Source organism: Candidatus Uabimicrobium helgolandensis, assembly GCF_041508025.1.
GTDB classification, from domain to species: Bacteria; Planctomycetota; Uabimicrobiia; order Uabimicrobiales; family Uabimicrobiaceae; genus Uabimicrobium; species Uabimicrobium helgolandensis.
On record NZ_CP165719.1, the window covers coordinates 826665 to 840410 of the forward strand.

At 35.3% G+C, this 13746-nt stretch carries 8 protein-coding genes; 1 reads left to right on the top strand and 7 read right to left on the bottom strand.

The genetic code is table 11. From position 1 onward, the window contains the following. Positions 1–346: 346 nt before the first annotated feature. A complete protein-coding gene (locus UABHE_RS03060) occupies positions 347–1129 on the top strand; it encodes a hypothetical protein (protein WP_372368753.1) in 783 nt (260 codons plus the stop codon). 41 nt (positions 1130–1170) lie between these two features. Here UABHE_RS03060 and UABHE_RS03065 read toward each other — a convergent pair whose 3' ends face one another. The 7 genes from UABHE_RS03065 to UABHE_RS03095 form a co-directional block, all read right to left on the bottom strand. Continuing rightward, a complete protein-coding gene (locus UABHE_RS03065) occupies positions 1171–2739 on the bottom strand; it encodes a BatA domain-containing protein (RefSeq protein WP_372368755.1) in 1569 nt (522 codons plus the stop codon). Continuing rightward, positions 2736–3602 (bottom strand): DUF58 domain-containing protein, encoded by an 867-nt coding sequence (locus UABHE_RS03070; protein WP_372368757.1) that lies wholly within the window; start codon positions 3600–3602, stop codon positions 2736–2738. Before UABHE_RS03070 ends, UABHE_RS03065 begins: the two co-directional genes overlap by 4 nt. Further along, complete coding sequence (locus UABHE_RS03075; protein ID WP_372368759.1) at positions 3575–4177, bottom strand: FHA domain-containing protein; 603 nt, start codon at positions 4175–4177, stop codon at positions 3575–3577. Before UABHE_RS03075 ends, UABHE_RS03070 begins: the two co-directional genes overlap by 28 nt. Positions 4178–4531: 354 nt before the next feature. Further along, on the bottom strand, positions 4532–5641 hold the full coding sequence (locus UABHE_RS03080) for a peptidylprolyl isomerase (RefSeq protein WP_372368760.1): 1110 nt from the start codon (positions 5639–5641) through the stop codon (positions 4532–4534). A 131-nt stretch (positions 5642–5772) separates the two neighbouring features. After that, complete coding sequence (kdsA, locus tag UABHE_RS03085; RefSeq protein ID WP_372368761.1) at positions 5773–6813, bottom strand: 3-deoxy-8-phosphooctulonate synthase; 1041 nt, start codon at positions 6811–6813, stop codon at positions 5773–5775. A gap of 39 nt (positions 6814–6852) precedes the next feature. Then, positions 6853–8127: a hypothetical protein gene (locus UABHE_RS03090; protein WP_372368763.1), complete on the bottom strand. Its 1275-nt coding sequence runs from the start codon at positions 8125–8127 to the stop codon at positions 6853–6855. A gap of 263 nt (positions 8128–8390) precedes the next feature. Further along, positions 8391–13613: a protein kinase gene (locus UABHE_RS03095; protein ID WP_372368764.1), complete on the bottom strand. Its 5223-nt coding sequence runs from the start codon at positions 13611–13613 to the stop codon at positions 8391–8393. Positions 13614–13746: the final 133 nt, after the last annotated feature.

Below are 13746 nucleotides of genomic sequence, written 5' to 3' on the forward strand. Positions count from 1 at the left end.
GTAGAATTTGAGTATCAGAGCAAGGAAAGCCTGAGAGGCACATAACTGTATCTATGTAACCGAAGGCTCAACGCCGCTATGATACTCAAAGGCTAGCTGCGTGCTCTTAAAAACTTTTTGCGACTTGCTTAAATCATTTTGATAATTACAGAACTAAAAAAGAGTTATCATGAAAAAGAGAGCGTTGGTTTTGAAGAGTGGACAAATATTAAAATCAAAAATGTTGGCGCGCTCTAACTAAATTTAATTATTACAAACCTAAGAAATTTTGTAAAATAATATTGAACTATTCTTGTAAGTAATTTAAAAATGTGACTTAGACAAATTTACAATTTTTGGGAAAAAAATGGCAAAACAATATAGATCATTAAAATCAGAAGAAATACTAAAAACAGTTGCTCAACTTTACCAAAGAGTTGAGGAACGTTTTCCAAATTCGGGATTAGTAAATGTTACTAATGAAGTGAAGAATATTGCATCAGAAGCAAAAGATTTATCAATAAAAATAAACCGTCCCCATAAATTATATAGAACGCTATCGATAGTACTTATTTGTGGTATCGTAGTTCTTTTTCTATGGATTCTAACACAGTTAGGCGAGGTAAAAAAACTTCCAAGTACATTGGAGTTTTTGAGTTTTTTAGAAGCGGGAATCAGTTCGATAGTGTTTATAGGGGCTGCTATTTTTTTCTTAGGGTCCTTGGAAACTCGCTACAAACGACATCTAATTATTAAGGCCATTCACGAGTTACGATCATTAGCGCATGTTGTTGACATGCATCAACTAACCAAAGATCCAGAGTCGTTGTTGCTACAAAAGAACAAGACTAAATCTTCTCCTGAAAGAAAACTAACACCTTATCAAATTCATCGCTATCTTGATTATTGTACAGAACTACTTTCTATCGTTAGTAAAATCGCTTCACTTTATGTTGATGAATTTACAGATCAGGCTTCGTTAAATGCAGTAGACGGTTTGCAAACATTAACGAATGGACTCTCTCGAAAAATCTGGCAAAAGCTAAATATTTTAACCCAAAGTTTTTTACACCAAAAGCAGTTTACAATCCAAAATCCATCGACAGAAAATCCACCGCAAAATAATAGTACAGACACTGATCATTCGTAAGAGTAAAGAGTTAGCCATTTGTTTGGCTAACTTTACTTATATTATCGCCAAAAGTAGAAAATGCATAGTATCATAAGCAAATACACAGCTGCTACAACATACCACTGCAAATACTCTACGTCTGGTTTTTTTTCTATATTTATAGTCACATTATCATCTACAAACGATTTAAGAGTAACTTGTGTAGTGGGAAATTTAGTATAGAGTTGCTGTTTTGGAGTAGCCCATTTTATAAGATTTTTTATAAAAATAGGAAAGGATGGAAGAAAGTGAATGTTGGAATGATGAAGAGAAAAACCAATATAAACAAATGGAATATTTTGGTATTTACTCTGCCATATAGCAGCACCACTAGGATGCATGAGCAAGTTTTTTTTGTTATGAGTATAAAGATCAATATACTCAGTAGTTAATAGTGAAAAGTCGACATTATGCATTAGTTTTTCATTTAATGCGCCGCGAAAGTTGTTGTTTTCTTTTACTTGAATAGAACGATAAGGTAAAAAATTCCCCTTTGTATTCCATAGCACTAACTTTTTAAAATTAGGGTTTTTTGGTATTTGCCATTTGTCTAAATGTACAAAAGCAATATCAAAAAATTTATTGTCAGTCGTTTGGTTTTGAAAAGAACTGTTTGTAAGATCTATAAAATCTTGGTATACACCTAAAGCAGCTACAAGCTTCGGAACATCTTTATCTGATAATACTAATACTTTACATTTTTTTTGTTCGTGAATGTATTGAAAAATGCGGTTATCTTCTTCGAGAGCTTCAACAATTTCTAAACGAAAGTCCCACTTTCCAGAAGTTACACTTAACTCTACATCAAGACCTTTGTTGGGTATCAACGACACTTTCTTCTGATAATATTTTGTCTGTAGTTCTTCTGAATCAACCTTTCCCCACAATAAGCGTATTTGTTGCTTTTTAGAATAATCGTGGTATATATGCACAATAGCTTTATTGTTATCTATCTTCTTTAAATAAAGGCCTGCATTTTCTTGATAATTGCCGATAGTCTTCACAATTAGATTTTTGTTGTATTTGGTACGTAGATATTTTAAAACGCGTGGCCAATCTTTATTTGCGCCATCTGTAAAAACGATAAAATAACCTTTATTATAGAAGTTTTCAACAAACGATACTGATTTCTGCAAGTTAGACTCTTCAACTTCTAAAAAACCTATCTCTTCTGTGGTTATAACTTTTGGCACTTTGTGAGTTGTAAAAATCACTTTATTTTTTAATGGCATTTTAGATAACAAAGACTGTACTTGTTGTAATCGACTTTGAAACTTTTCTTGCGTTTTCATGCTAACAGAAGTATCAACAAGAACAATATGTTCAGGATTTTTGTTGTTTAGCTCTCCATAATAAGGTTCTGTTAGAGACAGATTTGCAGCAATAAATAACAACAACATTGGCAATATGTATAATAACTCTCGAACACTGAATTTCCACGTTGAGTGTTTAATGACTTCGTTTTCTTGTAACCAGAACTGCAAATGAGGTACGGCAAGATTCTCATATTTTTTTTTGCGCAGTTTTAAAATAATAGGAAGAACGAGAATAGCTGAAAACCATAAGTAGTGAGTATAAAGAAAATTCATCGAATAAATCCTGCTAGTTGTAAAATATTTAATACGAGTGTTAGGTCATAGTTTTTTGTGAGTAGGTAATTAATTTTATGTTGTAAACAATGACTTTTTACTTGCGACAAATGATTATTGAGGTTTTTTTGATAGATTTCTAATCTCTTTTTATCAACGAACAAAGAATGTTGAATTTTATTTTCAACATCTTTTAAACAGACACTCCCATTCATTTGTGGATAGAATTCCTCTTTACTCACTATTTGTACTGCTGTACAAACGCCGCGAAATAAACGCAAAGACCTAAAATATTCTTTGGTATAAAAATCACTAATCACAACTGTATTTATATTTGCAGAGTTAAGTAATCTCAACTGACTAAAACATTCTTCAAACGACACTAAAGTTTCCTTGGAAGAAATATTTTGTAAACGATGAAAAAATTGTAATATGTTATGGTTTGTGGAAAATGATTGTAAAGGTGTGTTTTTTTCATAAGGAAAGCAAAAAAAGCTTACTTTGTCTATTAGAGCTGTTCCTATGTAAGTAAGTGCTGCAACGACGGCTTTTGCAAATGCAAGTTTATTAAAGCTATCCATAGATGCAGAAACATCAAGAGCGATGACTAGATGTTTTGGAGGATCTATTTCATATTCCTTGACAACAATTTCTTGTAGACGTTGGAAAATATTCCAATCTACCCGTCTCAAATCATCGCCAGGGTTATACTTCCTATACTCTTCGAATTCAAACGTTTCTTTTCCTTGCCAATTAATTGGCAATTTTTGTTGTTTTTTGCGTTTTTTTGCTTTCAAACACAAAATATTCAGTTGCTTTGCAAATTCAGGAGAATCTAGCTGATAAGGTTTAGGGTTAACCATCTTGCTACCATAAAAAGAATGCATGTAAAGACAATAATAATCACAATTACAGAAGAACGATCGAGAGACTCTAGCTTTTTATTGATACTTATAGTTTTTGGTACTTCTTTGTGAGCCGGTTTCTTTTTTACTGCGGCAGAAGCCTCTCTAATTCCTTTTTGTAAAACTGATTCGGAAGAACGACGAGGTTCTATTTCTTTGTGAGAGACTGCCTTAGAAATTTTTTTCGGTGGTGAGGAAGCCAACGATGATTTTACGCTAGCAAGGTCTTTTGTCACATCGGGATCATCTTCCTCTGAAAAAACAAAAACAGTGTTCCCTATTTTTATGCGGTCACCAGAAAGTAGTTGCTGCGTTTTTTGTAATTTTTCCCCGTTAACAACTGTACCATTACGACTTTTTAAATCTCTAATATAATAGAGACCTTCTTTTACAAAAACTAAACTATTCTGACGAGAAGATTTTGTATCATTGATAGCAATTGTATTATTAGCAAGACGCCCAATGACTGTTTTTGGTTTGACTTCATAACTTTTATTCTGATCATTTCCAGAAATAATATCTAGTTTTGCCATTATTATCGTCCGTGAAGTGTTGTTGTGGATAAGAGATGAAGTATAGAAAATACAATGGTTTGTGATCCCCTCACATCGGCTTAGCCATGAGGGGATCAAACTGAAGACGAAATTTTATATTTTAGTTCTTCATTAACTGACGTTTCAAGAGCTAATCTTTAATCGAGAACCTATAGCGTGACGTACATAGTATTATTAAGTAACTCACCAAAGTATTTACCCATTGGTATTTTGCTCTTTTAATTTCTAGCTTTGTTGCACCTTAGTTACGCAGCTACAGCTGCACGCCCTCGTCGCGCCGCACTAGAAAATAAAAGCCCTGTATTCAACGGGTAACTACTTTTATCAGGTCACTTAGTTACTAACGTCTTCTTTAGCAACAGAAATACCAAGTATTACATCGACATTTGTTAGAGAATCAACAATAGCCATATCTTCTTCGGAAATAACTCCAAGTATTGTACAGCGTTGTAAACCGCGAAAATATGGATATTTTTTCACAATAGACAAGCGGCTACAAACCTCTCCAAAATTATCACCTATCTGCTCTAGAATAACTAGGCCTCTCTGAACATACGCATCTTGATATTCAGCTTGTACTTTCCCTACTTCGCTAAGGCCATTACTTAAAGAACATCCTCCAGAGATTGTTTCTGGGGAATTTTTATAAAAAGACAAGCCGCTATAGAAATCACTGTTTACAAGTGACAGAAAATTCTTTATTGCTTTCTCATTTTTATCAAATAAGCTAATAGTAAATTTTCCTTTACTAGAAACAACTTCTACTTTTTCTTTGCTATGTGAACTAAAATCTTCAAGGTTTTCGATTGTAGAACTAGCTTGTTCTTTAAGCCAAAGATTATCTTTATCTGCAGCTAACATATCTCTTTCAGCTTCTGCACTTAAAAAATGATTAGGGTAGCGATCTATCACTTTTTGGTACCACTTAGCAGCCTCAGCAAGACTACCTTCTTGGAAAGATACATTTCCTAACCAGTAGTATAAAAATGGAGCAGCAGACGTATTTTTTGATTTTTTGATTTCGTCTTGTAATGCAACCTTATAATGTAGAATAAGTACTGTGCGTCTTAAATCTTCTGGTAATTTACGCACATGAAGATCGTCAATACTTGTAGCATCATTACGAAAAAATTCAGGAATAGATTCTAAACTTCCTAATTTTTGTTGCACTAGTTTGTGTGCGTCAATGCTCAAATCTTCTACTTTTAAATTTGTATCTGAAACTTGTGCATTACTCATTGCAGAAGAAACAGAACCAACTAGCGCCCACGCTCGTTGCGATTTTTGTTTAAGGTTATTTGTGTACCAAAAAGAAATAAGTACAACTGCAATAATTACTCCACCGAGTACCATGTATGTAGAGCGATTTTCGTTAATTTTTTGTGCCCAACTCTGAGTGTTTTCTGGGGCATCCTGGGTCTCTGTTACATCTTTTTTTGCCATAAGACTTTTATTCCGATCTATAAATTTAATTTGTACGAGAGTATGCTACAAATTGCTTTGTAGTCGCAAGGAATAACATACCCAACTTAGGAATATCGCAAAAAACAATAAACTATTTTTTGTCGCATTCCTTAATAGTGCTTCACCCCTTGTTGTTCTTCAAGATCTTTCAACAACTCAAGTAGCTGATCTGAGTTTAGCATTCCTTGTTCTAACATAATAATTCCAAGTAGCTTATGTTCTTCGCCATCTTCATCCATTTTTCTCTGAATGGTCAAAGCTTTCTCAACATCTTCAAGCGTCGCAAAATTTTTGCTGCGTACAATGTCTCCGAATAATACGCGTTTACCTTCTTGTTCATGAACTACTGTGTGTATTTGTTTTGCAATAGTTAACACACTTTCAAGTTGAGAAATTGGTAATATACTTGCGCTATCACTTGGCGAGCTAGATGGATCAGGATGTACTTCTAAAAAGAGTCCATGACAGCCAGCGGCAACTGCAGCGCGAACAAGAGGTAAAATCATATGTCTTTGCCCACTTGTTTGTCCATTTCCTCCGCCAGGTAATTGCACACTGTGAGTACCGTCAAAAACAACGGGACAGCCAAATTCTTTCATTACTGGAAATGTTCTCATATCAACAACTAAGTTATTATAACCAAAACATGCACCTCTTTCTGTCACCATAACTTTATTGCTTGTAGAAGAAACTTTACTCACAGCGTGTTTCATATCCCAGGGAGACATAAACTGTCCTTTTTTTATGTTAACAGCACAACCACTACTAGCTGCTCCTTCCAAAAGGGAGGTTTGCCGACATAAAAATGCTGGTATCTGTAAAATATCTAGCACTTCACTTGCTTGTTTAATTTCTTCTACCTCATGAATATCTGAGAGTACGGGAACTCCAAACTCTTTTTTTACTCTAAGTAGTCTTTTGAGACCTTTTTCTATGCCAACGCCTCGATAAGAATTTGCAGATGTTCTGTTAGCTTTTGTATAAGAAGCTTTAAATATAAACGGAATATCTAAACGTTCGCTAATTTTTTGCACTTGCTCAACTATTTTCAGCTCAACTTCGCAATTTTCTTCTAAAACGCAAGGTCCGGCGATTAGAAATAATTTATCTTTACTAAGATTTATTTTATCAATTTCGAAAAATTTTGACATATCCGAATCTCTTTTACTGTTGTTAGAGCGCGTAACGCCCTATTGCAATTTATTTATTTTAATATGCCCAGACATTTTATATTTAAAAAATTGTTGTAGTATTGCTTGGGCTGTATCTTTTGATACTTTTTTCGCGACAGTTACCGCAGAATGTTTTTGAGTAATAGCAGCAACCTTCTCCACCTTCATTTGTAATAACTTAGAAATGGTCTTATTAGCAAGAGTGACATTACCACGAGGATTAATATTGATAATCACATCATACACTCCTGGTTGAATTACTAAAGACGAAGGTTGCGGTGGACGCTCTTTCTTTTTTTCATTACTCATAAAAAGCTGAGTAAAACTTTCTTCACTTTTCAAAGGTTCTGGTTCGTTTGACATCACAGGCTCAGCTATTTTTTCTAGTTCTGCTGATATTGATTCTATATCATCATCAAGAGCTGATTCAGCAAAATTACCAAAATCAGAATGATCTAACTTTTCAATATTATCTTCTGATATCTTTTCAAATTCTGCCGAAATCCCCTCTATTTCCTCAAGCTCTGCTGATAAACTACCGATATCTTCCATGTCTTCCATGCAAATTCGTTCAAACTCTGCTGAAACACCTTCTATTTCTTCAAACTCTGCTGAAATTCCTTCTATCTCTTCGATGCGCGATGCATGGTGTGGAGATAATTTTTCATTATTGCTTAATTCTTCTAATTCCTCAGCTAAGTCGCCAATTTTTTCCAATTCTTCGGAAAAGCTCCCCATTTCTTCTAATTCTTGTGATACACTTCCAATTTCTTCTATTTCCTCGATTTCTTCTATTGCGGAATCATCATCCATTTGAACGATGCTTTCTAATTCTGCAGACAAGCCTTCAATTTCTTCGAATTCTGCCGAAATAGCGCCTTCGATAGGAGCTGGTGGTTTACTATGAATAGGTTTTTCCTGTGATACACTGTGTGGTAAAAATGTGTTGCTGTTTAGTAAAATAAACGTATCACCACACGACGGACAAGCAGCAATAGGAGGTGTATGAGTTAACTTCCAGTTTGTAGTACTTAATCGTGAGCATTTTTCAGGTGTTATTGTTATTTCAATGCCTATTTTAGTTAGAAAAATAACTGCATTTTGCATACGACTTACATCTCTCACTGACAAGCCTTCAAACAAAACAATTGGGCTTTGATTCACAACCTTTAAAACTTCTTCAAGTTTTATATTAAAAGTACTAGATATAATGTGTGCAACATCCTGAGGTTTATTTTTCAAGCTTTTTCCTACAGATGCAAAAACTATTTTATAATTTGCGAGATCACTCATAAAGATCACTTCCTAAAATTCGGGGATACGCCCTATATACCGACACAATTTGTTAAAAATATCATATCATTTATTAATTGTCAAGCGAACTTTAACCATAACAGTATCAAGCGTTTCCGCTACTTACAATAGATGTGCCATAATAAATTCTTTTAGCTCTAGTCACTATTGTAACCGTAACTTTTGCCATATTTTTCGATTGTAATTAGGATACGCCCTATAGTTATAACCTCGAAAATAATCAGATTTTTATTACAACAAAATTACTTAATTCCTGGTAATACGGGTGGTTCATTCCAATTATCTGACATTGCTTCTAAGTTCGACTTTATTTTGTCTTCACTCACCCATCCCAAACCAGCATTTTTTAGTTGTCGCAATAAATCATCAAAATCTTCCTGTTGCCAAACAGGTTTACCTTTTCTTACAAGAAACAAAGGATTATTCGGATCTTCGGATTCTAAAGGCGTATGAAGGGAAAGAAAAGACTGCAACCACATTCGTACACTATCATCCCACTTACTTTTCGATTTCGCTGTAAGTTCCCAATCAAGATTCCACACAATAACCGATTTTCCCCAACCGCCAGCTAAAGCAAATTGAGCATTTGTTGATAAAGCCACACATCTGAGTTTACTCATGTGACCTTCAAGAACGCACAAACATTTCCCTGTAAGAATGTCCCACATACGTAAAGTTTTATCCCAACTTACGGAAACTAATATTTGACCATCTTGAGACATGGCAATATCTTCAACTCTGTCTTTATGGCCCTTAAAAGTATTTAAGCAATTTCCCGTTGAAATATCCCACAATTTTATTGTGTTATCGTAACTACCAGATATTGCCATGCGTCCATCTGTTGTTACAACGACACTGCGAACACTATCTTCATGGCCTCGTAAAATTTTAATGCATTTTGCTGAGTGAATATCCCACACGCGTATTGTTTTATCATATCCACCAGACACGGCCATACGTCCATCATTAGTAATAGCAACGCATTCAACCCAATGCTCATGGCCTATTAAATCAAATAAAAACTTACCTTCCTTGATATTCCACACCGATAAATTTTTGTAACTGGCAGTTATACCTAAATAACCGTTTGTCATAACAGCAAAATCGCGAACACTATATTTGTGATGTTCTAAGCGATGGCGGCACTCTCCCGTACTCAAATCCCAAATACGCAAAGTTTTGTCATCTCCGCATGAGATTAATATATTCTTACTTTCAACAAAAACTATTTTTTTAACTTTGGTAGAATGTCCTTCTAATTCCATTGAACATTCGTTATTCTTCAAATCCCACATGTGTATTTTGTTGTAATTAGTGGAGAAACATTTACTGCCATCACTACTTATAGCTAACGATTCTATACAATAACGATGCTGTTTGAGATTGTTCTCTTGCCATGCTCCTTTTAAACCACCGCGAATTGTATAATAAGAAAGCTTTTTCCATAAATCTAAACACTCGGGATAACGCTCATAACCTCGTTTTTGTCTAGCAGTGTTGAGTAAGTTCGTTGCGGCTTCCCACTTTTCGTTATCCAAAGCTTTTTTCGCTTCTACTAAAAGTATGGCCACTAAATTTTGATTAGCGCGATTATCGGCATTTTCTTTTGAACGAACAACAGTAAAAGGTGCTTCTTGAACCTCATTTGCTAGTTTCCACACCTGAAGAGATTGGTCGGCACTTGCTGAAATCATAATTTGTGCAAGGTCTGACATTGTAACACTGTATACCTTATCATCGTGTCCTTCAATTGTTCGTAAGCAACGTCCGTTATATACATCCCAAACTTTGAGGGTTCCGTCCCAACTCGATGTCAAGATCCTTTGTGCATTTTTTGTTAAATATACCCCACTAACTTTATCGGTGTGTCCCCTCATTGTGCGCAAACATTCGCCTGTCCAGATATCCCATATTTTGACAGAGTGATCCCATCCTACAGATACAGCCATATCACCGTCGCTAGTGATGGCCACATCCCATACTTGTCCATCATGACCTTTGAGAACTCTTAAACATTCGCCACTGTTAATGTCCCAAACGCGCACAGTTCCATCACTACTACCTGAAATTACAATATCTACTTCTGATGAGAAACCAACACTATTTACGTTATCACTATGTCCTTTTAGTATCTTTTTACACAAACCTGTCGCAGTTTCCCAAACGCGCAAAGTTTGATCCCAACTAGCAGAAATAGCTATTTTTCCATCGTGAGAAATAGCCACATCATTCACATAATGTTCGTGTCCGCGAATTACATTTATACATTCGCGCTTTTCCACATTCCAAATACGTACAGATTTATCCCAACTAGCAGAAACGAGAGTTAAACCATCGGGAGTCAAAGAGACTCCGTTAACATAACCTGTATGACCGCTTAAAACAGATTGACATTCACCTAAACGAACATCCCAAATGCGAATAGTATTATCTGAACCTGATGAAATAGCAATATTGGAATCATCAGAAACACACACACTTCCAACACTGTCTTCATGTCCAATTAAAGTTCGTTGCAATACGTAACTGTCTTTCATTCGATCCATTGTTTGCGAAATAAGATTTTTCGCCACCATATTATTTTCAGCAAGATCTTCAGAAGTGCGTAAACAGGAATATGCTTGCTCCTTGTCTCCCCGTTCTATGTGTACCCATCCTAGTAGATGATATGTTTTCCATTTTTTCTTTTCAACAGGTAAAACAACATTAAGTTTTTGAATAAGTTCTTGGTCAGTTATATTTCCTTGTCGCCACTGGAGAAGACCATAATTGTATACCGCATTTAAATGATAATTGTCTACGACAAGTGCCTTTTCTAATAACTCGTTAGCTATATCAAAACGTTCGATGTCAGTAAAAAAAACAGCGCGATTATTTAGTGCGTCAGCTAAATTTGCTGATGCATCAACGAGTTGCCTTGGATAATCAATTTCGAGGCAAGAATAGTATGTTTTTCGCAATTCCTCAGTAATTTTTTCAAAACTCGGTGGTTCTTCTGAAAAACATTTTTCGAGTAATTGCTTTACTTCATCAGGCATAACAGGTACATGATGAGGAATGTCTTGATCACCATACATTTCTAATACTTTTTTGGCATTATTACCATCATTCCAATAACTCACACCAGCAAACATATGAAGTATGCATAGCCCCCAAGACCAAATGTCGCCGTATTCTCCCTCTTTTGTGGATGAATAAACTTGGGTATAATTATCTAAATTGCACACACTGCGCACACCAAAATCGCTAATTTTTACTGTACCATCGTTAGCAATAATAATGTTATTTGGCTTTACATCTCCGTGAATTACATTTTTTTCATGAGCATAGGAAAATGCCCATGAGGATTGTATACTAACATCCAAAACGCGCTTTAAGCTACTATAACTATCTTCTTTGTAAAGAGAGTCTAGACCAGAATGACCTTCGCGTAGTAAGAAAGACAAATCATTACCGTTAACATACTCCATGAATATTCGCGATATACCTTTTATACTACGTGTGTAATAATAATTTAAAATATTAAGGTGACCGTTTAATTGCCCCCATGAATCAAGTATTTCTTCAAATGTTTCTTTCATATCAAACACAATATCAATATTTTTTACTGCTATATTAATACCTAGTTGTTTGTGATATATTTTGTAAACTTTACCTTTTTCTCCAGTGCCTATTTCTTCTGTGACACTGTATATTCCCATAATGACATCACCAATATTCCAGTCATTTTCTTTTTCTTCAACCCAGTGATCTTCCGTCTCTGTTTCAGCATCAATGATAGCCATAGAAGCTGTTTTTTCTAGTTCTTCATCCATTCCAAAACCACTGTCGAAAGGAAATCGTTGGTGGGTAGGAACAGGAATAGATATTTCACTAGGAGTTAAAATGCTGTCTTCAGGCATCATTATTTCACTGGGAATAAGTTCATCTTGACTATTGATTTGTAAAAAGCTATCTTCTGAATTTAAAGCGGCGTCAGAATCAGCCTCGATAGCTGCCATGTTATGACTACTTTCACTTTCTCTACTAGGTTCTTCGATAATCTCTTCTTCTGCTTGATCTTCTAAACCAATAATACTATCATCTATAATAATTCCCTCTGCTGTGTTACGCAAATCGAGGTTATCGTAATCATAATCATCATAATCTTCCTCTTCTTCCTCTTGTTCCTCTTCATCGAGGAAGTCATCGATAATAATTTCTTCAGCTGTATCGCGAAGATTTACTCCAAGTAAATCTATATCTTCATCTTCGTATTCTTCATCTTCGTATTCTTCATTTTCATTTTCGTGTTCGTGTTCATGTTCATCTTCATCTTCGTGTTCATGTTCTTCCATATTACTGATTTGACGTGCGATTTCTTGTTGTGTATTTTCATTCTGTGGATTGAGTGTCTCTCCTGAGGCAAAATTCATTTCTTCGTCAGATATTTTTTTCGAAGGCATCTTTGTCGTACGAACAGGCTGTTCCATGTTGTTGATTTGACGTGCGATTTCTTCTTGCATGATTTCATTTTGAGGGTCTAACGTTTCCGCAGTTGCGAATTCTAATGCTTTATCTGACATTTCTTTAGGAGGCATCTTTGCTGTATATACAGGGCTTTCCATGTTGTCAATTTGGCGCGATATTTCATCTTGCACTTCTTTATTTTGAGGGTTTAGTGTTTCTGCTGTTGCTCGTTCTAATTCTTTACTAGAAGCTTTTTTCAAAGGCATTTTCGCTGTTTGAACAGGATTTTCCATCTCCTGAATTTGTCGTGCTATTTCTTTTTGCATTACTTCATTTTGCGGATTTAGAGTTTCTGCTGTTGCAAATTCTAATGCTTTGTCGGACATTTTTTTAGGAGCTGTCCTGGATGTGCGTACAGGCTTTCCTGAATCTCTTACTGGAGGCTGAGATCTTGGCTGTTTTTTTCGTTGCTTTGATCGCGCTTTAAGATTTACTTTTCTTACAGGTATTTGCGTGTTTTGCGTATTTTTTGTCGTTAGATTTTGCGCTATTTTATTTGGAAGTATTGGAAAAGTCTGCCCTGCAGGATCAAAACGTCCAACCGTTGGAGATGAATCGACTACATCATAATCCTCTTTCGGTTCCGTCATAGCAACAACATCAAATTGAGTGTGGCAAACTTTACATTGAATTGTTTTACCAAACAACTTTTTATTCACTATGCGATAGCGCTTTTCACATCCGGGACAACGTGCTTTTATTTGCTCTTGGCTATCAAAATTTGTAACTTTGAAATTATGATCACATCTACGGCATGAAAACTTTTTTCCAAGCATATCGTCTGATACTTTGTATAATTTACTGCACTTAGTGCAAATTGTAGAAATCCAAACGTCTTCTTTCTTTTTTGGGGCAACAAAAATATAATCACACGATTGGCAACGAATTTCACTACCGCCCATACGGTCGATGATGCTGTATTTTTTCTTGCATGCAGGGCATGTTACTTTTATCACAGTTTACCTTCTCCTGATTTTCCGCAAAACGACCAAACGACCTAACAAAAGTTTTACCCAATTTTGATACCGCAAATAACGACTTCTGATTTGAGTCAGAAATCTGACAGTCATAAATCTGACAGTCATAAAT

Bases quoted from the DNA above. Each gene is read 5' to 3' on its own strand.
- UABHE_RS03080 (WP_372368760.1), bottom strand. From the start codon at position 5,641: ATGGCAAAAAAAGATGTAACAGAGACCCAGGATGCCCCAGAAAACACT.
- UABHE_RS03060 (WP_372368753.1), top strand. From the start codon at position 347: ATGGCAAAACAATATAGATCATTAAAATCAGAAGAAATACTAAAAACA.
- UABHE_RS03090 (WP_372368763.1), bottom strand. From the start codon at position 8,127: ATGAGTGATCTCGCAAATTATAAAATAGTTTTTGCATCTGTAGGAAAA.
- kdsA (WP_372368761.1), bottom strand. From the start codon at position 6,813: ATGTCAAAATTTTTCGAAATTGATAAAATAAATCTTAGTAAAGATAAA.
- UABHE_RS03070 (WP_372368757.1), bottom strand. From the start codon at position 3,602: ATGGTTAACCCTAAACCTTATCAGCTAGATTCTCCTGAATTTGCAAAG.
- UABHE_RS03075 (WP_372368759.1), bottom strand. From the start codon at position 4,177: ATGGCAAAACTAGATATTATTTCTGGAAATGATCAGAATAAAAGTTAT.
- UABHE_RS03065 (WP_372368755.1), bottom strand. From the start codon at position 2,739: ATGAATTTTCTTTATACTCACTACTTATGGTTTTCAGCTATTCTCGTT.